We start from the raw sequence: 26,052 nt of genomic DNA, 5'->3' as shown, positions 1-26,052 counted from the left end.
CGATTAAAGCCCGCTTATGAGAGAATGGGCAAGCTTTATTTAGCCTGAAACCGCATTTAAACTACAAAAAACTTAGAAAAACGAGACTGTGTCAAAAATAGAATCTTCTCTCGATCAGTTAGTCGCCAAGTTAGGCCAGCTTAAAAATGTTGGCAAAGCCCGTTTGTGTGCTCTTTGGCAAAAACTATCACCCATTACTGGCAAGTTAAAGCAGCTCGATTTTGCTACTGTCAAATCCTTTGCGATTCGATACAAATGGCGGATCCTAATAGTCATCATCATTTTGTACGCAGGATCTAAAGCGTATGATTATTTCTTTCCACCTGCAGATAAAGCCGGTGGGCCGGTTACCGTAACCACGATTGTTGTTGAGAAAAAAGATGTGCCACTCATCATTGAGGCTACCGGCACTATCGTCTCGAACAGTATTGTTGATATTCGACCAATGATTACCAATACTGTTGCAAAAATCAACATTAAAGATGGTCAAGAGGTGAAGGCTGGCGACCTCCTATTTACCCTCGATGATCGGAACGATAAAGCTAACTACGAAAAGCTTAAAGCATTGGCTGACGATGCTCAAAAGCAATATTTACGTGCTAAAGAGTTAGTTGAGAAAAACTTTATTTCCAAAGCAGGGCTAGAAACTTCCCTAGCCAATGCTAAGTCTGCACAGGCCGCTGCCAAAGCAGCAGAAGTTCAACTCTCTTTTGATTACATTCGCTCACCAATTGATGGTCGTGCTGGTATTGTGAATGTATTCCCAGGATCCTTGGTACAAGCAAGTAACGTGGTTACCACTGCTACCAGCTCAACCGCCACTTCAAGCGTTGGTTCGATGGTGACCATTACTCAACTTAACCCAATCAATGTTCAGTTTGTTATCCCGGAAAAAGACATACCAACCCTGCTTGAAAATCAACTTGACGGTGAGCCGCTGAAAGTCCAAGTGACCGTAGGAGATTCTAGTAAGAAAGCTTATGAAGGTACGGTACTTGTTATAGATAACCAAGTGGATCCTTCTATTGCAGCGGTCCGCGTGAAAGCACAAATTCAAAACAATGCGATGACATTGCTTCCGGGTCAGTTTGCCCGTGTGTCTTTAGTTGCTAGTGACTTGAAAGATGCTTTATCAGTACCGTCTCAGGCTGTAGTAATTAATCCCCGCGGCAAGTTTGTTTTCACCTTAGACAAAGATGGCAAGGCCAGTATGGTCCCCATTAAAGTGGTTTACGAATATCTGGGTAATTCAGTCATCACCGGCATACAAGCGGGTGATAAAGTTGTTGTAGAGGGTAAGCAGAACTTACGACCAGGCGGCAAAACTCGCGAAGCAAAGTCAAACACCAAGGCTGAAGCTAAGACTGAAAAAAATGCCCCTGCTACCGCAAACCCTACAACTGCAAAAAGCACAACAGATAAAAAATGACGCTATCTGAGTTATGTATTCGGCGGCCCGTAATGACGGTGTTGCTTTCTGTAGCGACCGTTGTTGCTGGCACAATAGCTTATTTAAAGATTCCAGTAGCCGCCCTTCCTAGCTTTAACTCTCCCATTATTTCTGTCAGCGCCTCTCTCCCGGGAGCATCACCAGAGAACATGGCTGCTTCTGTTGCGTTACCACTGGAAAAAGAGTTTTCTACCATTGACGGTATTACTGTAATTAGCTCGACAAACTTTTTGGGTAGCACCAGTATTACGCTTGAATTTAATAATGATCGTGATATTGATAAGGCGGCAGTAGACGTCCAAGCCGCACTCTTGCGAGCACAGAAACGATTGCCGATTGAAATGACGATCCCACCGTCATATCGCAAGGTTAACCCTGCCGATACGCCAATTCTTGTAGTTCGCTTGAGCTCTCCATCAGTGAACCTTTCTGACCTCAATGCCTATGCAGAGAACTTGCTGTCACCCAATATCTCTACGATCAGCGGTGTAGCTCAAGTACTGGTCTACGGCGCAAAGCGCTATGCAGTTCGTGTTCGCGCTCATCCTGACGCCTTGGCGAATCGCAACTTAACAATGGATGACGTAGCAATTGCAATCAATAAAGCAAATGCCAATAGTCCAGTCGGTATTCTGGACGGTCCTCGTCAAGCAATTACGATTTATGCAAATCCTCAATTAGTTAGACCTGAAGAATTTGGCAACCTCATCATTAGCCAAAAAAATGGTTTACCGGTTTACTTGAAAGATATTGCTGAAGTTACTGAGAGTTACGAAGATGTTAAAACATTAGCAACTGCCAATGGTGAGCGCTCTATTGCAATCGCTATTTTGCGTCAACCCAGCGCAAATACCGTTGAAGTCGTCAAGTCTGTCAAGCAATTGCTGCCAGAACTCCAAAAACAAATGCCAGAGTCCATCAAATTACAGCTTTTAAATGATCGCTCTTTATCGATTATTGAGGCGATTCATGATGTGAACTACACCTTAGCCTTAACAGTGGCGTTAGTGATACTAGTGATTTTCTTGTTCTTAAAACATATATCAGCCACTGTCATTCCATCTATTAGTCTACCCATTTCGTTGATTGGTGCTTTTTTCTTACTGTATTTCTTAGGCTACAGCTTAGATAACGTCTCTTTGTTAGGCATTACTTTGGCAGTTGGTTTGGTAGTTGACGATGCGATCGTTGTTCTTGAAAATATCATGCGCCATGTTGAAGAAGGCATGGATCCACTCAAAGCCTCCCTTAAAGGTAGTAAAGAAGTCGGCTTCACTATTATTTCGATTTCGATTTCATTGGTTGCGGTCTTTATTCCGCTCTTCTTTATGGCTGGTCCAATAGGCCTCCTCTTTAGAGAATTTGCTGTCGTAGTTTCCCTTTCAATCTTGGTATCGGCTATTGTTTCTCTGACAGTTGTACCAATGCTCTGCAGTCGTTTTTTGCCAAAGCCCGCGCAGCATGCTAAAGAATATGCAATTAATAAAAAGTTTGATCGCCTCTTTGACTGGATGCTCAAAACTTATATTCACTACTTAGACCTTGCTCTCAAGAATCGCAAAATAGTACTCTGGGGTGCAGTCTCTACATTTGTCATTACCGTTGTGCTGTTCATCAATAGTCCAAAGGGCTTCTTCCCCGAGGAAGATATCGGTCAAATTCAGGCGACTACCGAAGCTTCAGAAGATGTATCCTTTAGAGCGATGCTGGAATTGCAGGATAAAGCTGCGGAACTTGTAAATAACGACCCTAACGTTGCCAGCTCGATCTCGGTTGTTGGTGGTGGCGCTAGTTCTGGAACCAATACAGGCCGTATCTTCATTATTTTAAAAGACAAGGCCAATCGCCAGAAGATGTCTAAGGTGATGGAAGGTCTACGTGCTAAATTTAGAGAGCTACCAGGTTTACAGGTTTACATGCGTCCTGTTCAGAACCTACAACTTGGCGGTAAAAATAGTAAATCTCGCTATCAATTCATTTTGCAAAGCGTTGGTTTTGAAGGCGTTAACGAGTGGGCCGACAAGCTCATGCAAAAAATGCGTGCTGATCCCATATTCCGGGATGTGACTTCGGATTCACAACTCAAGGGCCTGAACGTCAAAATTGACATCAATCGCGAGAAGGCAGCTAGCGCTGGCGTTTCCATTTCTGATATTCGAACTGCGCTTTACTCTTCCTATGGCGAGAAGCAAGTTTCAACCATTTATACCCCTGTAAATACTTACTACGTCATTCTTGAGGCTTCTGAGGATGATCGTCAGTTTGAGACTGATCTAAATAAGATTTTTGTACGTGGTCGCGCAACAGATAAATTAATCCCTCTATCTAGCTTAGCAAGCTTCACGCGCACCATTGGTCCAACTGCGGTAAACCATCAGGGGCAAATTCCAGCGGTAACATTGTCATTTAATTTAGCTCCAGATATCTTTCTGGGTGACGCCACCAAGAAGATAGAGGAATACACCAAGCAAATTGACCTACCACCCTCCATCATCACGAGCTACGGCGGTGATGCCGCGGTCTTTAAGAGCAATCAATCTGGCCAGTTGATATTAATCTTTGCTGCTTTAGGTGTGATCTATATTCTTCTGGGTGTTCTCTATGAGAGCTATATTCACCCACTGACTATTTTGGCAGGCCTACCTTCAGCCGCAATTGGTGCAATTGTTTCATTGCGCTTATTCGGTTTTGAATTAACCATCGTTGCCTCGATTGGTATTTTGCTCTTAATTGGTATTGTTAAAAAGAATGCGATTTTGATGATTGACTTTGCTCTAGATGCCCAACGTAACCAAGGCATGACGCCTGAGAAAGCAATCCGTGAAGCCTGTATCTTGCGTTTCCGCCCAATCATGATGACAACCTTTGCTGCGTTGATGGGTGCTCTTCCCATTGCCTTTGGTATTGGTGCAGGTGCAGAGTTACGACAACCTTTAGGTATTAGCGTGGCAGGTGGACTCATCTTCTCTCAGTTTGTAACTCTGATCATTACACCCGTGATTTATCTCTATCTAGATAAATATGCAGGTAATGGTCCCATGGAAATTCCACCATCCGTTCTTGAGGGAACCTAATGCGTCAAGTTATTTTAGACACTGAAACCACCGGTTTAAATCCAGCAACTGGTGATCGCATTATTGAAATTGGCTGCGTTGAAGTTATCGACCGTCGCTTGACGGATCGCACCTTCCATTATTACGTCAACCCTGAGCGAGATATTGATGCGGGAGCTTTTGCCGTTCACGGCCTCTCTAGGGAATTTCTATCTGACAAGCCATTATTTGGCAGTATTGTTGAACAGTTGATTGAATTTGTAGATGGTGCTGAGATTGTGATTCATAACGCAGCCTTTGACTTGGGATTTCTGGATAATGAATTTGCACTTCTCAAGCGGCCTCCTTTCCGTGGCCTAGCGTCTAAGATTATTGATACTTTGCTAGATGCACGGCAAATGTTTCCGGGCAAACGAAACTCTCTAGATGCCTTGTGTGATCGCTTCTCAATCAGTAACGAACATCGCACTCTGCACGGAGCGTTATTAGATGCTCAGCTGCTAGCTGAAGTCTATATCGCAATGACTCGAGGTCAGGAAGACCTCTCCATTGACTTAATCGATTACACAGTAGGCGCTGACTCAACCGGCCATACAAAAGCACTGCCAACAAGCTTAAAATTAATGCTAGCTAGTAGTGAAGACTTAGAGCAGCATGAAAAGATTTTGGCTGAGATCGCTAAATCAAGCAAAAAGGACTCCGTCTGGAGCCCTTTAAATGCCGTAACTTAAAAGCCAATTAAATTGCTGCAGCAATCGCTTTACCAAGATCATCCGTTTTAGCAGTACCACCAAGATCTGGTGTTAATGGTGCATGGCCTGGGCCTGCTGATAAGACTTTTTCAATAGCGTTAAAAATGGCTTTACCCGCCTCTGGATATCCCAAGTGGTCCAGCATCATTGCACCGCTCCAAATTTGTCCAATGGGATTGGCAATCATCTTCCCATAAATATCAGGGGCTGACCCATGTACCGGCTCAAATAGTGATGGAAACTTTCCTTCTGGATTAATACTTCCCGATGGAGCTACCGCAATAGTGCCAGTACACGCAGGGCCTAAATCTGACAAGATGTCCCCGAACAAATTACTAGCAACAACCACATCAAAACGATCAGGATTCATTACGAAGTGCGCTGCCAAGATATCGATATGGTACTTATCCGTTCTTACATCAGAAAACTTTTTAGACATCGCCTCCACGCGCTCATCCCAATAAGGCATCGTAATCGCAATACCATTTGATTTAGTAGCTGAAGTGAGGTGTTTCTTAGGACGACTCTGAGCTAAATCATAGGCATATTGCAAAATACGATCGACGCCCTGTCTTGTAAAGACCGATTCTTGAATCACAAACTCGCGGTCAGTATCTGGAAACATTTTTCCACCAACGCTGGAATACTCTCCTTCTGTATTCTCACGTACTACGAAGAAATCAATATCACCAGGTTTACGATTTGCAAGCGGGCAAGGCACTCCAGGCAATAGACGTACTGGACGTAAATTGACATATTGATCAAATCCACGACGGAACTGAATCAAGCTACCCCACAATGACACATGGTCCGGCAAAATATCAGGCATACCCACTGCGCCAAAGAAAATAGCGTCATACTTCATTAAGGTATCGAACCAATCATCCGGCATCATCTTGCCGTGCTTGAGGTAGTAATCGCAACTTGCAAAATCAAAGTGATCGAACTGCATACCAATACCAAATTTACGATTGACTGCCTCCAGCGCACGCACTCCCTCCGGAATAACCTCTTTACCAATTCCATCACCTGGGATTACTGCTATTTTAGGATTCTTAAATATTTTTTTGGTGTTCATTTGTTAATAGTCTCAAGTAATGATTGTTGGCCAAATTATTGGCATAAAACCTTAATTTTACCCACTTATCTATCGCTAGCTAATAGCGCGGCGGATCTCATCAGGCGGGGCTTTGCCACCCTTGCCGACAGAGTCACTGTCGTAATCACTGGTATTTTCAATTGTTTCAGGAGCATCCTCTAGCATCCGAATATTGTCTTTTGGGCAGATAGGCGCACCATAACTGGCCCATTTTTTTAATAATGTAACCTCGTAACCGCATTGACCACATTTCGCTTTGCTACGACTGGCATTGTTAGGCCTTGGTGGTGGAAAAACGATAGCCTGATGAGGATACGGACCGAGCTCCTGGGTAATCATCATTAGTTTGACTGTGAGTTCTTCAGTAGCATGAGCCATTCTGGCTGGCCCCTCAAGGCCAACGGTTTGGGCAATGCCCTTGAAATCTTCTCCATGTCCACTGAAACAATCGTCTACCGCATGACAAAGCTCATGCACCAAGGTATCAAGCAGTTGAACCGGATCATCAATCTTAGGAGAAATAAAAATCTCATTGACTCCTCCACCAGATCGCTCACGCGGCCAACATTGCCCTAAAGTCGTTCTGGGACTACTAGACGCAGGAAAACCACAAGACACTCTGACAGGAGGTATAGCATAGCCAGCTTTAGAAAATACTGGTTCAAGATGTCTCACAGCATCTTCCAACCATGCTTCACGAACAGAATGTTGCTTCATTTGTATAAAAGTTCAGAGATAATAAAAACGATAAACGACGATTATGCGCCACCAAAAATAGAATGGGCGGGAGGTCTGAAAAGGGTAAGCACATCACAAGTTACCCAATCCTCTTCATTACCTGATCCCGGATCCTAAGCACGAGATCAGGCTTCATTTATTAAAGATTTAGTCTAAGGTGATATTCGCTGACTTAATGACTTTGCTCCAATAAGGCAATTCTTTCTTTACCAAAGCTTCAGTTTGAGCTGGAGTGAGATAACGTAATTCCACGCCTGCTGCATCCGCACGCTCTTTCACTTCAGGCAGTGCTAAGCTTTTTTTGACAGAATCAGTGAGCTTGGTCACGATTGGAGCAGGAGTTCCAGCAGGGGCAAATAATGCAACCCATGATTCCAACTGAAATGATGGTAAACCAGCTTCGGCAGTCGTTGGAACATTAGGCATACCAGGGTGACGATTCTTACCAGTTACCGCTAAGCCCTTCAACTTGCCGCTCTGAACGTGTTGCATGACTGACGGTGGCGTAGAGATAAATACCTGCACCTGCCCTGCTAATACATCCTGAATCGCTGGACCAGAGCCCTTATAGGGAACGTGAACCATATCAATACCAGTAGTTTGCTTAAACATTTCGGTGCCAATATGAGAAACAGAACCGTTACCTTGTGAGGCGTAATTGAGCTTACCTGGATTGGCTTTTGCGTAGGCAATGAATTCTTTCAAATTATTGACTGGTACTGAAGGGTGAACTGCGATCACATTAGTCGACACAGTCAGTAAAGCAATTGGTGAAAAATCCTTAACAGGATCCCAGGGCAATTTATCCATCAAGGCTGGATTACCAACGTGATAACCAGAGTATGAAATTAATAATGTGTAGCCATCTGGTTTTGCATTGGCCACGTATTGATAGGCAATGTTTCCACTGGCACCTGGTTTATTGTCTACTACAACAGTTTGACCAATCACTCTTGTAAGCGGCTCACTAAGTAAGCGGGCAGAGGTATCAACCAAACCACCTGGAGGATTTGGTACGACCAAGGTGATTGCCCTATCGGGATAGGATTGCGCGCTAGCAATACTAGTGGCCGTCATAAAACTGAAGATTGCCAATACTTTTTTTGTAAGAGTGTATGTGTTCATGTCTATCTCCTGATCATTTCTTGAATAAGCTTATCTCTGGCCTACCTTAACGTTACCAAAAACTGCTTGAGCCTCTCGTGGTAAACAACGCCAATAACGCTCATTCGCATTCACTGTACCTTCTAGAGCTGCTGCAGCTTCCCAGCCCCATCGCGGTTTGTATAAAAAAGCCCGAGCCAAGGCAATAAAATCAGCATCACCAGCTTGCAAAATAGCTTCGGCCTGATGAGGGTCAGTGATTAGACCAACCGTCATGGTTGGTAAACCAGATTGATCTTTGACGATCTTTGCAAAAGGCACTTGATAGTTTGGTCCTAAGGCAATTTTTTGTTTAGGCGAAATTCCACCTGAAGAAATATGAACAAAGTCACAACCCAAAGGTTTGAGTTGCTTTGCAAAGTTCGCAGTCTCTTCAGGAGTCCAGCCGCCCTCCACCCAGTCACTGGCTGAAATACGAATACCCAATACACCTGAATAGGCAGCTCTTACTGCTGCAAACAATTCCAAGGGAAAACGGATGCGATTCTCAAAAGAGCCACCGTATTCATCGGTTCGTTGATTGGCAATCGGCGATAAAAATTGATGGAGCAAATAACCATGGGCGCCATGGAGCTCAATCCCATCAAGGCCTATGCGATCTGCGCGTTTAGCCGCAACCACAAATGCATCAATTAATTCTTTAAGCTCTGTTTTTGAGAGTTCGTGCGGCAAACGCTCGCCCTCTAGTTGAGGGATCGCTGAAGGAGCTACCGTTTCCCAGCCACCCTGACCAACTGGCAATAGCTGACCACCATGCCAAGGTGTTGCACTCGAGGCTTTGCGGCCAGCATGAGCTAACTGAATAAACACTGGGGTTGCTGGGGCCAATTGACGTGCACGGCTCAGCTTGTCTTTTAGAGCTGCTTCAGTGCGGTCATCCCACAATCCCAAACAGGCCGGGGTAATCCTAGCTTCTGGGGTAACCGCTGTTGCTTCAATAATAAATAATGCTGCCCCGCTATTGAGCAGGTTGCCCCAATGCATTAAGTGCCAATCGGTTGCCTCGCCATTAGAGGCTGAGTATTGGCACATAGGGGCGACAACAATGCGATTGGCAAACTCTAGGGGTCCACGCGGAGAATGAAGGGTATAGCTTGAAAACAGCAGGCTCATAAAGGTGTCTTAAAGGTCGAAAAATGGGTCAAAATACTAAAAATGCCTTAAAGCGATAGAATACTAAAAACCAGAATATACGAGACAGCAAAGTCGCGCAGGCTAACCTAGCATCCGGCTTTTCTACCCTGAAAAACTATCCAAACTAAGCAAAAAAGACTATGAATGCACCCCAAGCCTTTGAATCTAAAGAAGATATCGGCCACTTTGTTGGCGGCTCTATTGTTAACCCTAAAGATGGTCGTTTTGCGGATGTCTATAACCCAGCAAAGGGTTCAGTTGCTCGCAAGGTTGCATTAGCTAGTCGTAAGGAGGTAGACGCTGCAGTTGCCGTTGCCCAAAAGGCTTTTGTTTCATGGAGTCAAACTAGCCCACTGCGTCGCGCTCGCATCCTTTTTAAGTATCTTGATCTGCTCAACACTCACCGCGATGAATTAGCAGCCATTATTACCGCTGAACACGGTAAAGTATTCACAGATGCTCAAGGTGAAGTCACCCGTGGGATTGAGATCGTGGAATTTGCTACTGGGATTCCAGAGCTCCTCAAAGGTGAATACACCGAACAGGTTTCTACAGATATCGATAACTGGGTCATGCGCCAACCTTTAGGAGTTGTCGCTGGTATTACACCATTTAACTTCCCGGTCATGGTCCCGATGTGGATGTTCCCGGTTGCGATTGCTTGCGGTAATACCTTCATCCTGAAGCCAAGTCCAACAGACCCTTCCGCATCTTTGCTCATGGCGAAGTTACTAAAAGAAGCAGGTCTTCCTGATGGTGTATTTAACGTGATTCAGGGTGACAAGGAAGCGGTTGATGCCTTGATCGAAAATCCTGACGTACAAGCCATCAGTTTTGTTGGCTCGACACCCATTGCGAACTATATTTATGAGCGTTGCGCCCACTTTGGCAAACGTTCACAAGCATTAGGTGGTGCCAAGAACCATATGGTGATCATGCCTGATGCTGATATTGATAAAGCCATTGATGCTTTGGTAGGCGCAGCATACGGATCTGCTGGTGAACGCTGCATGGCAATCTCTGTTGCTGTTTTAGTTGGTGATGCTGCTGAGAAGATTATGCCTAAGCTAATTGAGCGCACCAAGACACTGAAAGTAAAAAATGGTATGGAGCTTGATGCCGAGATGGGCCCTATCGTTACCAAAGCCGCTTTAGAGCGCATCACTGGTTATATTGCTAGTGGCGTTGCATCTGGAGCCAAACTGCTTGTAGACGGTCGTGGACTCAAAGTTCCCGGCAATGAAAATGGCTTCTTCTTGGGAGGCTCCCTATTTGATAACGTGACCCCTGATATGAAGATCTATCTCGAGGAAATCTTTGGGCCAGTTCTCTCTTGCTTGCGTGTGGCCAATTTCACTGAGGCGCTAAACCTCGTCAATTCTTGTGAATTTGGTAACGGTGTTGCTTGTTTCACTAGCGATGGCAATATCGCCCGTGAATTTGCTCGACGCGTGCAAGTTGGCATGGTTGGTATCAATGTGCCTATTCCTGTACCAATGGCTTGGCACGGTTTTGGTGGCTGGAAAAAATCTCTGTTTGGCGATATGCATGCCTATGGGAAAGAAGGTGTTCGCTTTTACACCAAGCAAAAGAGTGTCATGCAGCGCTGGCCTGAAAGTATTGCCAAGGGTGCAGAGTTTGTCATGCCGACCTCAAAATAAATACTCATCAATCCAAATAAAAATAGCGATCTTCGGATCGCTATTTTTTATCTTGCAGCTAAGAAATTACTGCAGGGTGTTTTTGAAAGCCGGCATTAAAGGAACGGCTAAGACCTCAATACCCTCTTCCCTTAAAGACTCAGCCTCATCTAGGGTAGTTTGTCCACGAATGCTCCGCTCCGGTGACTCTTTGTAGTGGATCTTCCTAGCTTCTTCAGCAAACGAAGTACCAACATCTTCAGATTTACCCATCAAATCACGCATCCCCTTCAAAAAGGCAGCCTGAACCTGGGCTTCCAGATGGGAGTGATCATTTCCAGTCAAGGCAACCACGTCACCGCTGGTAGAGCCAATATTCTCATTGGGAGTAGTTAGCGCTGTGGAGGCGGTCTTTGCAATGTGAGGTGCAGAAGGCATACGCGTGATTTCAGGGCTATCACACACTGGACAGGCGAGCATACCTTTATCCTGCTGAGCAAGACAATCGTCCTCTGAGGCAAACCATCCCTCAAAGCGATGATCCAAGGGGCAAGCGAGGTTGTAGACTTTCATAAGACCTATATAGGGGCAAAATTACCAAAATCAATAGATCTTATTTTAATAGGATTTGAAAATGACCTATTCAATAGGCCTAGGGCTAATCAAGCCACGGCGATAACGATCCAGCCAATAGGTCGAAATCGTGGTTTTAACGTCTGTAATCTCGCCCTCTTCCACCCAAGCAAGTAATTGCTCTAAAGGCGCCGCAAAGACGTCTAAAAACTCTTCATCATCTAATTTGCTCTTACCGGGAACTAAGTCTTCCGCTAAATAGATATCAATGAATTCCGTTGAATACGAAATGACTGGATGAATGCGGCGAATGTAACTCCATTTTCTGGCGGTATAGCCAGTCTCTTCTTCTAACTCTCGTTTTGCGCACAAGAGATGATCCTCACCAATTTCTAATTTTCCAGCTGGGATTTCAATACAAGCTTTTGCAATTGGATACCGGTACTGGCGCTCAAGCAGAACTCTACCATCCTCTAATAATGCAAGGACTGCCACTGCACCAGGATGCGTTAAATACTCTCGAGCTGCTAACTCACCATCTGGTAAACGCACTTGGTCTCGTTTCATATTTAAAAAGATGCCGCCATAGATATCTTCGCCAGAAATTCGATCTTCGCGCAAATGCTCATCACCTACAGGTAGGTCTTTGAATGATTTTTCGGTCATGGAGAATCTTTCAATATGGGTTCAATCAATAATTAAGCAATGGTACAAAGGCCTTATGTCATTCAAATGTCATACCAGCTACCTAAAACAAGAAAGGCCCCCATGGGAGCCTTTAATTCATCCAGCCAATGAAATTATGAGCCCAATAAAGTTCGGCGCATTGCATCTAAGCAAACACTCATCAATCCGGCAGGAATAATACCGATTAATAAAACCAAGATCGTGTTCAGACTCAATAATCCCATGGCAAATGCAGAGCCTGAGACTGTAACTTCGTGAGATGGTTCATCAAAGTACATGACTTTTACCACTCTCAAGTAATAGAAAGCACCGATCAAAGAGGCCATTACGGCAATGACAGCTAAGAAGGTATGCTCCGCATCCACCAAGGCTTCTAGTATGCCCAATTTAGCTGCAAAACCAACTGTAGGCGGAATACCTGCCAATGAGAACATCATGACTAAGCCAATAAAGGCAAACCAAGGATGTTGCTTATTTAAACCTTTGAGCCCTTCTAAGGTCTCACAGTCATAGCCTTTGCGCGAGAGCGCCATCAAGAGACCGAAGGTACCCAAGGTAGTCAAAACATACGTAATGGCGTAAAACATCGATGCACTAAAGGCATGATCATCAAACACCGACAACATGCCAAGCAGTACAAAACCCATCTGCGCAATCGCTGAGTAGGCCAGCATGCGTTTCACGTTAGTCTGAGCAATCGCAGTCACATTGCCAACAACTAAGGATAGAACAGCCAACAGTACTAACATTGGCTGCCAGTCGCCCATCAACGGCAATAAGGTATTAATCAATAAGCGGAATAACAATGCAAATGCTGCTAACTTAGGTGCCGCAGCAATCATGAGGGTAACTGCAGTTGGCGCACCTTGATAAACATCAGGAACCCACATGTGGAAAGGTACAACGCCTAACTTGAACGCCAATCCAGAAACAATAAATACCAGACCAAAAGCCATGACTAAATGGTTTACGCGAGGGTCAGCAACTGTTTTGAAAATCTCAATTAAATCTAAAGAACCCGTCACGCCATACAGCATGGACATACCGTACAGTAGAAAGCCTGAAGCAAGAGCTCCTAGGATAAAGTACTTAATACCAGCCTCTACACTCTTCTCACTAGTATGGCGCATCGCAACCAAGGCGTACATTGGCAGAGCCATGAGCTCGAGACCAAGATAAAGGGTTAAGAGATTCGCGCCTGAGATTAATACCAGTTGACCCAATAGAGCCAACAGCACCAGCACAATAAAGTCTGGACGGAATAAAGCGCGATCCGATAAATATTGCTTGGAATAAATCAAGCTCACTAATACCGCAGCAGAAGAACATGCTTTCAGTAGGTTTGACAAAGGGTCAGACTGAAACAAGCCGTTCATTGCCACTAAAGACACGTCACCCAAACGACCCACAAAAGCAAAAATCAAATAAATCAACAGAATTAAAGAGAAGAAATAAACAAAACCTACACCACGCGGTGTATGGAAAATATCTTGCTCAACTCCAGGGGTTGAAGTGACTGTTTCGCGAACATAAACACTGGCTACCAGCAATAAGCAGGTAGCAATCAGTAAAACGAGTTCCGGCAGGATAGCGTATAGGTCGAATGCTTGCATTTGCTTTTACTCAGAGTTTGCTAACAGCAACATGCTGCAGCAGATTGATTACGGCTGGATGAATGATGTCGGTAAATGGTTTTGGATATACACCCATTCCAATCACACAAATCGTCAATACAGTCATCATGAAATATTCACGGGCATTGAGATCTTTGAGCTCCTCAACATGTGCATTGTTGATAGCGCCAAAAAATACGCGTTTGACCATCCACAATGAATAGGCAGCCCCAAGGATCAATGCAGTTGCTGCTAAGACACCGATCACAAAGTCGTAATCAACTGCAGCCAATATCACCATGAATTCGCCAACGAAGCCTGATGTAGCCGGTAATCCGCAGTTAGCCATGGCCATCAAAACTGCAAAGGCAGTAAAAGCCGGCATACGATGTACTACGCCACCGTAATCTGCAATTTGACGGGTATGCATGCGGTCATATAAAACACCAATAGACAGGAACATCGCACCAGCCACAAAGCCGTGTGAAATCATTTGTACGATGCCACCCTCAATACCTAATGGGCTAAAGAGGAAGAAGCCGAGAGTAACAAATCCCATATGTGCAACTGATGAATAAGCAACTAGCTTTTTCATATCTTTTTGAACTAAGGCCACTACGCCGACATAAATCACAGCTACCAAGGAGAGGAATATCACAAAGGGGCCAAGATATTGACTTGCATCTGGCGCTATTGGCAGCGAGAAACGAAGGAAGCCATAAGCCCCGAGTTTCAGCATGATTGCAGCCAACACCACAGAACCACCCGTAGGTGCCTCCACGTGAACGTCTGGTAACCAGGTATGCAGTGGCCACATGGGTACTTTCACTGCAAAGGCCATGAAGAATGCAAAGAACAGTAGGATTTGCTCAACGATATCGAGCCGAGCATTTTGCCAAACCAAAATATCAAAGCTATTGGTGACGTTATAAAGATAAAGCATGGCTACTAAGGTCAATAAGGAGCCAAGCAAGGTGTATAAGAAAAACTTGAAAGCCGCATAGATCCGGTTCTGACCACCCCACACACCAATGATGATGTACATCGGAATCAAGGTTGCTTCAAAGAAGACATAAAACAATAAGGCATCAAGCGCACAGAAAACACCAATCATCAATCCAGATAGGATCATGAACGAAGCCATGTACTGTGAAACCTTAGTATCAATAACCTCCCAAGCAGCGATCACGACAAAAATATTGATGAAGGCAGTCAGTACGATGAACCAAACGGAAATACCATCGATACCAAGGAAATAATTAATGTCGTAGCGCGGAATCCAGCTGATCTTCTCTACAAACTGCATCCCTGGATTGGCAATATCAAAATTAATAATCAAGGGAAGAGTTGCAATAAATCCAACAATAGAACCGATTAGAGCTAACCACCGTACTCCAGCAGACGGCTTCTCAGACCCATAAAACAAAATAATGAGTCCAAAAACAATTGGGGTCCAAATGGCGTAAGAAAGAATCATAGTGGCTACTTAAGTAACAAAGGCCTATCGAACAAAAGGCAGGTAAGCATACAAAACCCAAGCTAGCAATACCGCAAGGCCTGCAATCATTGCAAACGCATAGTGGTAAACATAACCGGATTGCAAATGACGAATCACGCCAGCAAAGCGCCCTACTGTATGGGCGCTGCCGTTCACAAAAAAGCCATCTATAACCTTTTGATCGCCGCGATGCCACAAGACACTACCAATCCAAATCAGACCTTTAGCAAATACAGCTTGGTTCAAATCATCTAAATAGTATTTGTTATCAAATAATTTTTTGAGTGGAGCAAATATTTGCGCAACAACTGCAGGCAGCTTCGGAGCCCAGAGATAACCAATGGCAGCCGTTAAAACGCCAAGCACTACTAGACCTAATACAGGAGAAGTAAATGCATGTATTGCCATGGCGATTGGGCCATGGAATTCATCTTCAAGTTCTTTCATTACTGGGTGACGAGCCAAATCAATGAAGATGGAATCGCCAAAAAAGGTGCCAAACAATAATGGGCTAATAGTGTAGAAACCAATAATCACGGATGGAATAGCCAACAGAACCAAAGGCAAGGTCACTACCAATGGAGATTCATGCGGCTTCTCACCTGGGGATAATCCGTGGTGAGCGTGATCATCACCCTGCTCTGCATGATCGTGATGGTGATCATGTGAATCAGCATGACCCCAACGTGCTTTGCCATGGAAAACCCAGAAATACAAACGGAAGGAATATAAAGCCGTGACAAATACACTTGCCATAACTGCAAAGTAAGCAAACCCTGAACCAAGAATATGGCTTGCAGCAACCGCTTCAATGATGGAATCTTTAGAGTAGAAACCAGAGAAGAATGGTGTGCCGATTAAAGCCAAATTACCCAATAACATCATCAGGCAAGTAACAGGCATATATTTCCAAAGACCGCCCATCTTGCGCATATCTTGCTCATGGTGCATGCCCAAGATAACGCTACCAGCAGCAAGGAACAACAGGGCCTTAAAAAAAGCATGCGTCATTAAGTGGAAGATAGCAACTGGATATGCAGATACACCTAAAGCTACCGTCATGTAACCCAATTGCGACAATGTGGAATACGCCACAACGCGCTTGATATCGTTTTGCACAATCCCCAAGAAACCCATAAAAAGCGCGGTAATAGAGCCGATAACCAAAATGAAGCTCAAGGCAACGTCAGAGAGCTCAAATAATGGTGACATGCGTGAGACCATGAAGATGCCAGCAGTTACCATGGTTGCAGCGTGAATCAAAGCAGAAATTGGGGTTGGACCTTCCATGGAGTCAGGCAACCAAACATGCAATGGGAACTGGGCTGATTTACCCATAGCGCCGATGAATAAGCAAATACAAGCAACCGTTAGCAGATTCCAGCCGGTACCAGGCAATGTTTGCGCAGCTAAGGCAGTATTTTGCGCGAAGATCACGTCATATTGCATTGAGCCCGTGCTCGCTAGTAATAGTCCAATGCCGAGAATGAAGCCAAAGTCGCCTACGCGATTCACCAAGAAAGCCTTCATGTTGGCAAATACCGCTGATTGACGCTCAAAATAGAAGCCAATTAAAAGATAAGACACAACACCTACGGCCTCCCAACCAAAGAAGAGTTGCAAGAGGTTATTACTCATTACCAACATCAACATGGCAAAAGTAAACAAGGAAATGTAAGAGAAGAAGCGGTTGTAGCCCTCTTCGCCTTGCATATAGCCAATGGTGTAGATATGGACCATTAAGGACACAAAGGTCACCACGCACATCATGGTTGCTGTCAAAGGATCGATTAGAAAGCCAATATCTAAATTGAGTTCACCTAATTGCATCCAACGATAGACGGTGCCGTTGAAGTAGAAACCATCCATGACTTGCGACAAAACATTACATGACAGAATGAAAGCAATCGTTACGCCTAAGATAGTGACGAACTGACTTGCGCCTTGACCAATGCGATTACCGCCTAACTTGGTGCCAAAGAAGCCGGCAATGATTGAACCCACTAAAGGAGCCAATGGAATTGCGCAGAGAACGGGAATATTTAGGGTCAATTGCATGACTAGCCTTTGAGGTGGTCAAGGTCTTCGGCATTAATGGTGTCAACCTTACGGAAGAGCACAACCAGAATTGCCAAACCGATAGCTGCTTCAGCAGCTGCTACAGTCAGAATAAAGAATACGAATACTTGACCTGCCATATCACCCAAATAATGCGAGAAGGCAACAAAGTTCATGTTGACCGCAAGCAACATCAATTCAATAGCCATCAACAGCACGATCACGTTCTTGCGGTTCAGGAAAATTCCAATAACACTAGTTGCGAATAAGATCGCACCCAGTACCAAGTAGTGCGCTAGAGTGATATTCATTACTTCCCTCCTCTAACGTCTTGTTTTGCTGCCATGTCTGAACCCATTTTGACAATGCGCATGCGATCTGCAGCAACCACATTCACTTGCTCATGAATATTCTGCGACTTGGAGTCTTTACGATTACGGAGAGTCAAGGCAACTGCAGCAATAATGGCTACCAACAAGATCACACCGGCAACTTCGAAGGCGTAGACATAGTCACCAAAGATCAGCATACCCAATGCTTGGGTATTATTGGCCATCACTTCTTCAGGCATTGGCTGCACAGGTGCATTGGTGCCAATGAAGCTGCGAATAATGACGATAGATAACTCAAGCACAATCACTGCACCCATTAAGAAAGCGACCGGCAGGTATTTCTTAAAGTCACGGCGTAAATGCTCCAGATCAAGGTCAAGCATCATCACTACGAACAGGAACAAAACCATCACGGCCCCGACATAAACCAAGATCAAAGCCAAGCTTAAGAATTCAGCTTTGAGCAACATCCAAAGACCAGAAGCACAGAAGAAGGCCAATACTAAAAACAGAGCGGCATGCACTGGGTTACGCGCTGTAATCACGCGCAATGCAGAAATAACCAATAGGCCTGCAAAGCCATAGAAGAAAACAGCAAATAAAGTGGAGGGATCGAATGTCATAGTGATAGGTGCTCGATTCGATTAGCGATAGGGTGCGTCAATAGCGCGGTTAGCGGCAATGTCTTTTTCATACTTATCGCCCACAGCCAAGAGCATTTCTTTCGTGAAATACAGATCACCCCGTTTGTCACCAAAATATTCAAAGATATTGGTTTCGACAATGGCATCTACTGGGCAAGCCTCTTCACAGAAGCCGCAGAAAATACATTTCGTTAAATCGATGTCATAACGAGAAGTACGACGAGTACCGTCATCACGCTCTGCTGTCTCAATAGTGATGGCGTATGCCGGGCATACTGCTTCACAGAGTTTGCAACCGATACAACGCTCTTCTCCATTTTCATAACGACGCAATGCGTGTAAGCCACGGAAACGCGGTGATAAAGGCGTCTTTTCTTCAGGGTATTGAATAGTAATTTTGGGCTTAAAGAGATAACGACCAGTAATTGACATGCCAGTCAAGATGTCTTTGAGCATCAAGCTGTCAAGGAATTGGGAAATTTTCTTAAACATGATTGATCAACTTATTTCCAAATATTCCATGGGGATACAACCCACGCGCCGATAACAACCACCCAAAATACTGAGATGGGAATAAAGATCTTCCAGCCCAAACGCATAATCTGGTCATAACGATAGCGAGGTAATGTCGCACGCAACCAAATAACGCAAGACAGCAAGAAGAAAGTTTTGCCGAACAACCAGAAGAATCCTGGGATATCACGCAAGATAGGCAAATCAACGATTGGCAACCAACCACCTAAGAACATGATGGATGCTACTGCTGCAATCAAAATCATATTTGCATATTCAGCCAAGAAGAACATGGCAAACGACATACCGGAATACTCAACCATATGTCCAGCAACGATCTCAGACTCCCCTTCAACCACGTCAAACGGATGACGATTCGTTTCAGCTACGCCAGAGATAAAGTAGATCAAGAACATGGGCAACAATGGCAACCAGTTCCAAGAGAGAAAATTCAAGCCTAGGCTCGCAAAATAGCCCTGCTCTTGCGAAGCTACGATAGTGCTCAAGTTCAAAGAGCCTGAAGTTAGCAATACTGTCACTAAGGCAAAGCCCATGGCGATTTCATATGAAATCATTTGCGCAGATGCGCGCATGGCACCAAGGAATGGATACTTGGAGTTTGAAGACCAACCAGCCAGAATCACCCCATAAACACCAATCGATGAGATTGCCATAATGTAAAGCAAGCCAGCATTGACGTCGGCTAAGACCATCTTGGCTTGAAATGGAATCACTGCCCAGGCAGCAAACGCCGGCATGATCACCATAATTGGCGCAATGAAATACAGCACCTTACTAGCTTGTGCAGGAGCAATAATCTCCTTCATCAAGAGTTTTAATGCATCAGCAATTGGCTGTAACAAACCTAAAGGGCCAACCCGATTAGGTCCAATACGAATATGCATCCAACCAATCAACTTGCGTTCCCAAAGGGTCAAGTAAGCGACGCAGGCAAACATGGGTAAAACGATAATCACAATTCGGACTAAGGCCCAAATGAGTGGCCACAAGGAACCAAAAATAGCTTCCCCTTGGGTGGTAATGAGGTTCAAGAAATCATTCATCTCGACCCTCTACACCTTACTAACTGTTAAAGGGCCGAACATGGATCCCAATCGTGTGCTCGCCACGGTGCCTGCAGAAATTCTGACGGCAGCAGGGGCTAAATTCAATTCTAGTGTCGCTGGCAAATCAATGGATTGACTACCCTGAGTGACGCGAACAACATCCCCCTCTTTCAGGCTGAATTCTGAGAAGAGTGCTTGCCCTAAACCAACTTGATTGGCACGTTTTGCATCACGGGTTAATTGCAGTGCAGATGAACGACGCACAATTTGATCGCCAGCATAGATATTGATATCTGTTACACGCTCAAGACCATTGGATGGTGCTAAGCTGCCATTAACTACTGTATTGATAGTAGATTGATTGCTCAAACGGGTGCAATAGTGATCACCTAATGCCTCTCCTAAAACTTCCTCTGGCAAATTAAAGAGGAAGCCATCTAAACTCAAGAGACCGCCAAGTACACGCAAGACCTTCCATGCTGGACGGGAGTCACCTAAAGGTTTAACAGATGGTTGAACTGTCTGAGCTCTACCTTCTGCATTAACAAATGTAGAAACGGTCTCTGTATATGGAGTAATTGGCAGAATGACATCGGCTACTTCTAATAAATCTGCTGATTTATAGGCAGTCATGGCAATCACGGTATTGGCTTTATCCAAAGCTACTCTAGCCTGTTCGGGATTAGGCAAATCAAAGTCCGGCTCGAGATTCATCAAGACCACGGCACGACGATCGCCTGACAATACTGACTCAACACCTGCACCATTGGCGTTAACTAAAGATGCGCCAACCGCATTTCCGCCAACCGGCAAGAAACCAAGGGTTGCGCCAGTTTGCTGAGCAATAAATTGTGACAAGACATGCAAATCAGAAGCTTGAGGATGAACAATAGCAGCTGACCCAATCAATACCGCTACCTTAGTGCCAGAGAGTAAGCTGTCAGCAATCTTTTGTGCTTGAGCTGAAACTGGAACATTTGGAGTGCCATCTGGAGCGGAGACTGACTTGGCTTTAGCAACTGCGAAAGCTACTTCACTTAATATATTTAGCCATGCGCTTGGCGCAGCAGCAATGCCAGTAGCTGAAATGAGCCAATCATCACCACCGGCGTCAATCCGAGATAACTGCAGTCCACGCTTAGATGCTGTGCGCAAACGCGCAGTAAGTACTGGTTGATCTTTTCTTAAGAAGCTGCCAATGACCAAAGCGCGATCAAGTTCGCTTAAGTGAGCAACCGGCATACCCAACCAAGGAGCAGATGCTGCACCATGAATATCAGTCTGACGTAAACGGGTTTCAATTTGATCGGAGCCGAGGCCGCGCACAATCTTTTGCAAGAGATGCAATTCTTCTGCGCTGGAGATTGGATGGGCTAATGCGCCAATAGACTGAGCACCACTTTCAGCAGAAATCGTCTTCAAAGAATGGGCAACGTAATCCAAAGCAGATTGCCAATCAGTTTCTAACCACTGACCACCCTGCTTGACCATGGGTGTAGAGATACGATCTTGGCTATTTAAGCCTTCATAGGAAAAGCGGTCACGGTCGCTAATCCAGCATTCATTAATCGCCTCATTCTCCAAAGCAACCACTCGCATGACTTTGTTAGCTTTGGTTTGCACTGTTGTATTAGCACCCAGACTATCGTGTGGACTCACTGAACGCTTACGACCCAGTTCCCAAGTTCGGGCTTCATAACGGAATGGTTTGCTAGTGAGTGCGCCTACTGGGCACAAATCAATCATGTTTCCAGATAACTCTGAATCTACTGTTTGCCCAAGGAATGTCGAGATCTCAGAATGCTCACCACGGTTAATCATGCCCAATTCCATGACGCCAGCAACTTCTTGCCCAAAGCGCACGCAACGGGTGCAGTGAATACAACGACTCATCTCTTGCATCGAGATCAAGGGGCCAACATTTTTATGAAATACAACCCGCTTCTCTTCGTCATAACGTGAGTTCGATTTACCGTAGCCCACTGCCAAGTCTTGTAATTGGCACTCACCACCTTGATCGCAAATGGGGCAATCGAGTGGGTGGTTAATCAGCAAGAACTCCATCACTGAGCGCTGTGCTTCTACTGCCTTTGCAGAATGAGTAAACACCTTCATACCTTGGGTTACTGGTGTAGCGCAAGCAGGTAATGGTTTTGGTGCTTTCTCAACTTCCACCAAGCACATACGGCAGTTAGCAGCAATGGATAACTTCTTGTGATAGCAGAAATGCGGAACGTAGCTACCCAGCTTATTCGCGGCGTGCATCACCATCGAACCTTGCGGAACTTCTACTGTCTTACCATCTAATTCAATTTCTACCATGCTCACTTTAAGATGTCCCGTGCTCAATAACTTATAAAGGTTTTACAGAATCTAAGCAGCGCTTATGTTCTACGTGATACGTAAATTCATCCATGTAATGCTTCAACATGCCACGCACTGGCATTGCAGCTGCATCACCCAAAGCGCAAATCGTACGGCCTTGGATGTTGGCAGCAACATCATTTAATAAATCTAAATCTTCGGGGCGACCTTGGCCGTGTTCAATCCGGTGCACAATTCGCCATAGCCATCCGGTACCTTCACGACATGGTGTGCACTGACCACAAGATTCCTCGTGATAAAAATAAGAAAGACGCTCTAAAGCACGAACCATACAACGGGTTTCATTCATCACAATGACAGCACCAGAACCCAGCATAGATCCTGCTTTCGCAATGCTGTCGTAATCCATCGTCAGATCCATCATCTGCATGCCAGGTATTACCGGTGCAGATGATCCACCAGGAATGACAGATTTCAAAGCCTTACCTTCACGCATACCGCCAGCAAGCTTTAAGAGCTCTGCAAATGGTGTGCCCAATGGAATTTCATAGTTACCAGGATGCACTACGTCACCCGATACAGAAAAAATCTTCGTTCCACCGTTATTAGGTTTACCAAGATCCAAATAAGCTTGGCCGCCGATAGCCAAAATGAATGGCACAGCAGCAAATGTTTCAGTGTTATTAATAGTAGTTGGCTTGCCATACAAACCAAAGCTAGCTGGGAATGGTGGCTTAAAGCGCGGCTGGCCTTTTTTACCCTCTAAGGATTCAAGCAAAGCGGTTTCTTCACCACAAATATAAGCACCCCAACCTGGCGTGGCATGCAATTGAAATGAGAAATCACTTCCAAGAATTTTGTCGCCCAAGTAACCAGCAGCACGCGCCTCTTCTAAAGCCTCTTCGAAACGTGAATACACTTCCCAAATTTCGCCGTGGATATAGTTATAACCTGTTGAAATCCCCATGGTGTATGCACCAATAATCATGCCCTCAATCAAGGCATGTGGGTTGTAACGCATGATGTCACGGTCTTTAAAAGTCCCCGGCTCACCTTCGTCACTATTACAAACTAAATATTTTTGTCCTGGGAATTGACGTGGCATAAAACTCCACTTCAAGCCGGTTGGAAAGCCTGCACCACCACGACCACGCAATGAGGACGCTTTTAATTCAGCAATGATTGCATCAGGCGCAACCTTATCATTAATTAAACGACGTAACTGCTGGTAGCCACCACGACTCTCGTAATCCTTTAAGCGCCAGTTATCACCATTCAATCCTGCAAGGATCAAGGGCTTAATGTGACGATCGTGCAAGCCAGTCATGCTGCTTTCCCTTCTGCACGGAGTTCACTTAAAAGAGCATCAATCTTCTCTTTACTCATCAAACTGCACATGCGCTTGTCATTGACGAGCATGACCGGTGAATCGCCGCAGGCACCCATGCACTCACCCTCTTTTAATGTGAAGGTGCCACAAGTTGTCGTTTCGTTAAAGCCAATACCCAAAGTTTCTTTTAAGTAATTGGCTGAAGTTTCACCATGGGTTAATTGACAAGGCAAATTCGTACAAATCACCAACTTATATTTACCAATAGGCTTAGTGTTGTACATATTGTAAAAAGTGGCCACTTCTTCTACAGCAATCGTCGGCATTTCTAGGATTTGAGCAACGGTAGCAATAACCTCTGGGGAGACCCAGCCGACTTCAGTTTGTGCGGCGATCAAGGAAGCCATCACGGCAGACTGCTTTTGCTCTGGCGGATATTTAGCAACGTTACGGGCAATATCTGCCAGCGTTTTATCGGATAGTTGAAGGGTTGTTGTCATTAATTCATCCTTGGCACGCTTGATTAGCGGTCAATCTCCCCAAACACAATATCCTGCGTACCAATAATGGTTACAGCATCCGCCAACATGTGACCACGTGACATCTCATCCATCGCTGAAAGATGTACAAATCCTGGAGCACGAATCTTCATACGATATGGCTTATTAGCACCATCAGAAATCAAGTAAATTCCAAACTCACCTTTTGGATGCTCAACCGCAGAGTAAGCTTCCCCATAAGGCACATGAATACCTTCAGTAAAGAGTTTGAAATGGTGAATCAATTCTTCCATATTGGTTTTCATATCCACGCGTTTCGGAGGAGAAACCTTATGGTTATCGCTCATCACAGGACCTGGATTTGCTTTTAACCAAGCCACGCATTGTTTAATGATGCGGTTAGATTGACGCATCTCTTCCATACGCACTAAATAACGATCGTATGAATCGCCATTAACGCCCACTGGGATATCAAAATAAAGGCGGTCATACACTTCATATGGCTGCTTTTTACGCAAGTCCCACTCAATACCCGAACCACGCAACATTGGGCCAGTAAAGCCCAGCTGCAATGCACGTTCAGGAGTGACAACACCAATATTCACTAAACGTTGTTTCCAAATGCGGTTGTCAGTTAATAGATTGCAATACTCATCTACATTGGCATCAAAGCCGCTAGCAAATTGCTCAATAAAGTCAAGCAAGGTGCCGCTACGGTTTTCATTCAAGCGTTTTACAGCAGATGTGCTCCGAATCTTAGACTTATCGTATTGAGCCATTTGATCTGGCAAATCGCGATATACGCCACCCGGACGATAGTAAGCAGCATGCATACGAGCACCAGATACCGCTTCGTACATATCGAAAATATCTTCGCGATCACGGAAGGCATACAAGAATACCGCCATTGCACCAACGTCTAAACCATGACAGCCGATCCAAAGTAAGTGATTTAGCAGACGGGTTAACTCGTCATACATGACACGAATGTATTGCGCACGTAATGGAACGTCTACTTGCAATAACTTCTCAATAGCTAATACATAGGCATGCTCATTGGCCATCATGGACACATAGTCCAAACGATCCATATAAGGAACATTCTGAATCCAAGTACGAGTCTCTGCTAATTTCTCAGTTGCACGATGCAATAGACCGATATGCGGATCAGCACGCTGAATCACTTCACCATCTAACTCAAGCACTAAACGTAATACGCCATGCGCCGCAGGATGTTGAGGACCAAAATTGAGGGTGTAATTCTTAATTTGCGCCATGGCTTAAACCGGGCCTCCGTACTGTTCTTCGCGAACGATCCGGGGAGTAATTTCACGCGCTTCAATCGTGACTGGTTGATAAACAACACGCTTTAACTCTGGGTCATAGCGCATTTCTACATTGCCACTGATTGGGAAGTCTTTTCTAAATGGATGACCAATAAAACCATAGTCAGTCAAGATGCGACGCAAGTCTTCATGACCTTCAAAGATAATGCCGTAGAGATCGAATGCTTCGCGCTCAAACCAATTCGCTGAATTCCAAACTGGGGTGATAGAGGCTAGCAGTGGATAACTATCATCAGGAGCGAAAGCCCGTACTCTTAGGCGCCAGTTATGTTTGATAGACAGTAAATGGCTTACTACACCAAAACGCTGCCCACTCCAGGCGCCGTCACGGAAGTCTTGGTAGTCAACGCCACATAAATCGATCAATTGCTCGAACGCTAATGATGCATCATCTCGCAGCAACATCGCAGATTCAAAATAGGTCTCCGCATTAAGAACAACAGTCACTTCACCCAAGGCAAGCTCAACGGATTGAATGCGTTTACCAAGAATCTTTTCGAGATTAGCGGCTAGCTGAACTAAACGATCCGACATGG

The 26,052-nt window shown here is 44.9% G+C and carries 22 protein-coding genes; 4 read left to right on the top strand and 18 right to left on the bottom strand.

What is annotated here, in order from left to right; all coding sequences use genetic code 11:
* The first annotated feature begins 88 nt into the window (after positions 1-88).
* The 3 genes from C2756_RS04790 to dnaQ are packed head-to-tail and all read left to right on the top strand — an operon-like array spanning position 89 to position 5,234.
* Entirely contained in the window at positions 89-1,429 is a 1,341-nt protein-coding gene (locus C2756_RS04790) for an efflux RND transporter periplasmic adaptor subunit (RefSeq protein ID WP_215320440.1), read from the top strand.
* Positions 1,426-4,524, top strand: a complete 3,099-nt coding sequence (locus C2756_RS04785) for an efflux RND transporter permease subunit (protein WP_215320438.1) — start codon at positions 1,426-1,428, stop codon at positions 4,522-4,524. Before C2756_RS04790 ends, C2756_RS04785 begins: the two co-directional genes overlap by 4 nt.
* Positions 4,524-5,234, top strand: coding sequence for a DNA polymerase III subunit epsilon (dnaQ, locus tag C2756_RS04780; RefSeq protein ID WP_215320436.1), 711 nt, complete (start codon positions 4,524-4,526; stop codon positions 5,232-5,234). Before C2756_RS04785 ends, dnaQ begins: the two co-directional genes overlap by 1 nt.
* Before the next feature lie 7 nt (positions 5,235-5,241).
* On the opposite strand, the gene C2756_RS04775 is transcribed toward dnaQ, so the two are convergent.
* The 4 genes from C2756_RS04775 to C2756_RS04760 all read right to left on the bottom strand — a co-directional run bounded on the left by C2756_RS04775 (position 5,242) and on the right by C2756_RS04760 (position 9,369).
* Positions 5,242-6,333: a tartrate dehydrogenase gene (locus C2756_RS04775; RefSeq protein WP_305848908.1), complete on the bottom strand. Its 1,092-nt coding sequence runs from the start codon at positions 6,331-6,333 to the stop codon at positions 5,242-5,244.
* A gap of 75 nt (positions 6,334-6,408) precedes the next feature.
* Complete coding sequence (locus tag C2756_RS04770) at positions 6,409-7,071, bottom strand: SprT family zinc-dependent metalloprotease (RefSeq protein ID WP_215320434.1); 663 nt, start codon at positions 7,069-7,071, stop codon at positions 6,409-6,411.
* A gap of 168 nt (positions 7,072-7,239) precedes the next feature.
* Complete coding sequence (locus C2756_RS04765) at positions 7,240-8,169, bottom strand: tripartite tricarboxylate transporter substrate binding protein (protein ID WP_251370100.1); 930 nt, start codon at positions 8,167-8,169, stop codon at positions 7,240-7,242.
* Between the two features lie 78 nt (positions 8,170-8,247).
* Positions 8,248-9,369 carry an NADH:flavin oxidoreductase/NADH oxidase gene (locus C2756_RS04760; RefSeq protein WP_215320432.1) on the bottom strand — a complete coding sequence of 374 codons (1,122 nt, stop codon included), beginning with the start codon at positions 9,367-9,369 and terminating at the stop codon, positions 8,248-8,250.
* A 161-nt stretch (positions 9,370-9,530) separates the two neighbouring features.
* Between C2756_RS04760 and C2756_RS04755 the strand changes: the two genes are divergently transcribed.
* Entirely contained in the window at positions 9,531-11,051 is a 1,521-nt protein-coding gene (locus C2756_RS04755; RefSeq protein WP_215320430.1) for a CoA-acylating methylmalonate-semialdehyde dehydrogenase, read from the top strand.
* 66 nt (positions 11,052-11,117) lie between these two features.
* Here C2756_RS04755 and C2756_RS04750 read toward each other — a convergent pair whose 3' ends face one another.
* The 14 genes from C2756_RS04750 to C2756_RS04685 all read right to left on the bottom strand — a co-directional run bounded on the left by C2756_RS04750 (position 11,118) and on the right by C2756_RS04685 (position 26,050).
* Positions 11,118-11,603 (bottom strand): DUF1178 family protein, encoded by a 486-nt coding sequence (locus C2756_RS04750; protein WP_215320428.1) that lies wholly within the window; start codon positions 11,601-11,603, stop codon positions 11,118-11,120.
* A gap of 66 nt (positions 11,604-11,669) precedes the next feature.
* Positions 11,670-12,269, bottom strand: a complete 600-nt coding sequence (locus tag C2756_RS04745) for an NUDIX domain-containing protein (protein ID WP_215296992.1) — start codon at positions 12,267-12,269, stop codon at positions 11,670-11,672.
* 134 nt (positions 12,270-12,403) lie between these two features.
* Positions 12,404-13,903 (bottom strand): NADH-quinone oxidoreductase subunit NuoN, encoded by a 1,500-nt coding sequence (gene nuoN, locus C2756_RS04740; RefSeq protein WP_215320426.1) that lies wholly within the window; start codon positions 13,901-13,903, stop codon positions 12,404-12,406.
* Between the two features lie 10 nt (positions 13,904-13,913).
* On the bottom strand, positions 13,914-15,380 hold the full coding sequence (locus C2756_RS04735) for an NADH-quinone oxidoreductase subunit M (protein WP_215320424.1): 1,467 nt from the start codon (positions 15,378-15,380) through the stop codon (positions 13,914-13,916).
* A gap of 24 nt (positions 15,381-15,404) precedes the next feature.
* Positions 15,405-17,459, bottom strand: coding sequence for an NADH-quinone oxidoreductase subunit L (nuoL, locus tag C2756_RS04730; RefSeq protein ID WP_215320422.1), 2,055 nt, complete (start codon positions 17,457-17,459; stop codon positions 15,405-15,407).
* 2 nt (positions 17,460-17,461) lie between these two features.
* The gene (gene nuoK, locus C2756_RS04725; RefSeq protein WP_215291988.1) at positions 17,462-17,770 is read right to left on the bottom strand and encodes an NADH-quinone oxidoreductase subunit NuoK; all 309 of its coding nucleotides are present in this window, start codon (positions 17,768-17,770) and stop codon (positions 17,462-17,464) included.
* Positions 17,770-18,414, bottom strand: coding sequence for an NADH-quinone oxidoreductase subunit J (locus C2756_RS04720; RefSeq protein WP_215296985.1), 645 nt, complete (start codon positions 18,412-18,414; stop codon positions 17,770-17,772). The genes nuoK and C2756_RS04720 overlap by 1 nt, the downstream gene beginning before the upstream one ends.
* 21 nt (positions 18,415-18,435) lie before the next feature.
* Positions 18,436-18,927, bottom strand: coding sequence for an NADH-quinone oxidoreductase subunit NuoI (nuoI, locus tag C2756_RS04715; RefSeq protein ID WP_215296983.1), 492 nt, complete (start codon positions 18,925-18,927; stop codon positions 18,436-18,438).
* An 11-nt stretch (positions 18,928-18,938) separates the two neighbouring features.
* Positions 18,939-20,012 carry an NADH-quinone oxidoreductase subunit NuoH gene (gene nuoH / locus C2756_RS04710; RefSeq protein ID WP_215296982.1) on the bottom strand — a complete coding sequence of 358 codons (1,074 nt, stop codon included), beginning with the start codon at positions 20,010-20,012 and terminating at the stop codon, positions 18,939-18,941.
* A gap of 9 nt (positions 20,013-20,021) precedes the next feature.
* A complete protein-coding gene (gene nuoG, locus C2756_RS04705; protein ID WP_215320421.1) occupies positions 20,022-22,337 on the bottom strand; it encodes an NADH-quinone oxidoreductase subunit NuoG in 2,316 nt (771 codons plus the stop codon).
* A 31-nt stretch (positions 22,338-22,368) separates the two neighbouring features.
* Entirely contained in the window at positions 22,369-23,667 is a 1,299-nt protein-coding gene (gene nuoF, locus C2756_RS04700; protein WP_215320419.1) for an NADH-quinone oxidoreductase subunit NuoF, read from the bottom strand.
* Positions 23,664-24,170: an NADH-quinone oxidoreductase subunit NuoE gene (gene nuoE / locus C2756_RS04695; RefSeq protein WP_215320417.1), complete on the bottom strand. Its 507-nt coding sequence runs from the start codon at positions 24,168-24,170 to the stop codon at positions 23,664-23,666. The genes nuoF and nuoE overlap by 4 nt, the downstream gene beginning before the upstream one ends.
* Positions 24,171-24,193: 23 nt before the next feature.
* The gene (locus C2756_RS04690; RefSeq protein ID WP_215320415.1) at positions 24,194-25,447 is read right to left on the bottom strand and encodes an NADH-quinone oxidoreductase subunit D; all 1,254 of its coding nucleotides are present in this window, start codon (positions 25,445-25,447) and stop codon (positions 24,194-24,196) included.
* A 3-nt stretch (positions 25,448-25,450) separates the two neighbouring features.
* On the bottom strand, positions 25,451-26,050 hold the full coding sequence (locus C2756_RS04685) for an NADH-quinone oxidoreductase subunit C (protein ID WP_215320413.1): 600 nt from the start codon (positions 26,048-26,050) through the stop codon (positions 25,451-25,453).
* Between the last annotated feature and the right edge of the window lie 2 nt (positions 26,051-26,052).

This window comes from Polynucleobacter sp. UB-Siik-W21 (assembly GCF_018687415.1).
Taxonomy (GTDB): Bacteria; Pseudomonadota; Gammaproteobacteria; order Burkholderiales; family Burkholderiaceae; genus Polynucleobacter.
Note: the sequence above shows the minus strand (reverse complement) of the source record. Positions and strands in the feature narration are given on the sequence as shown.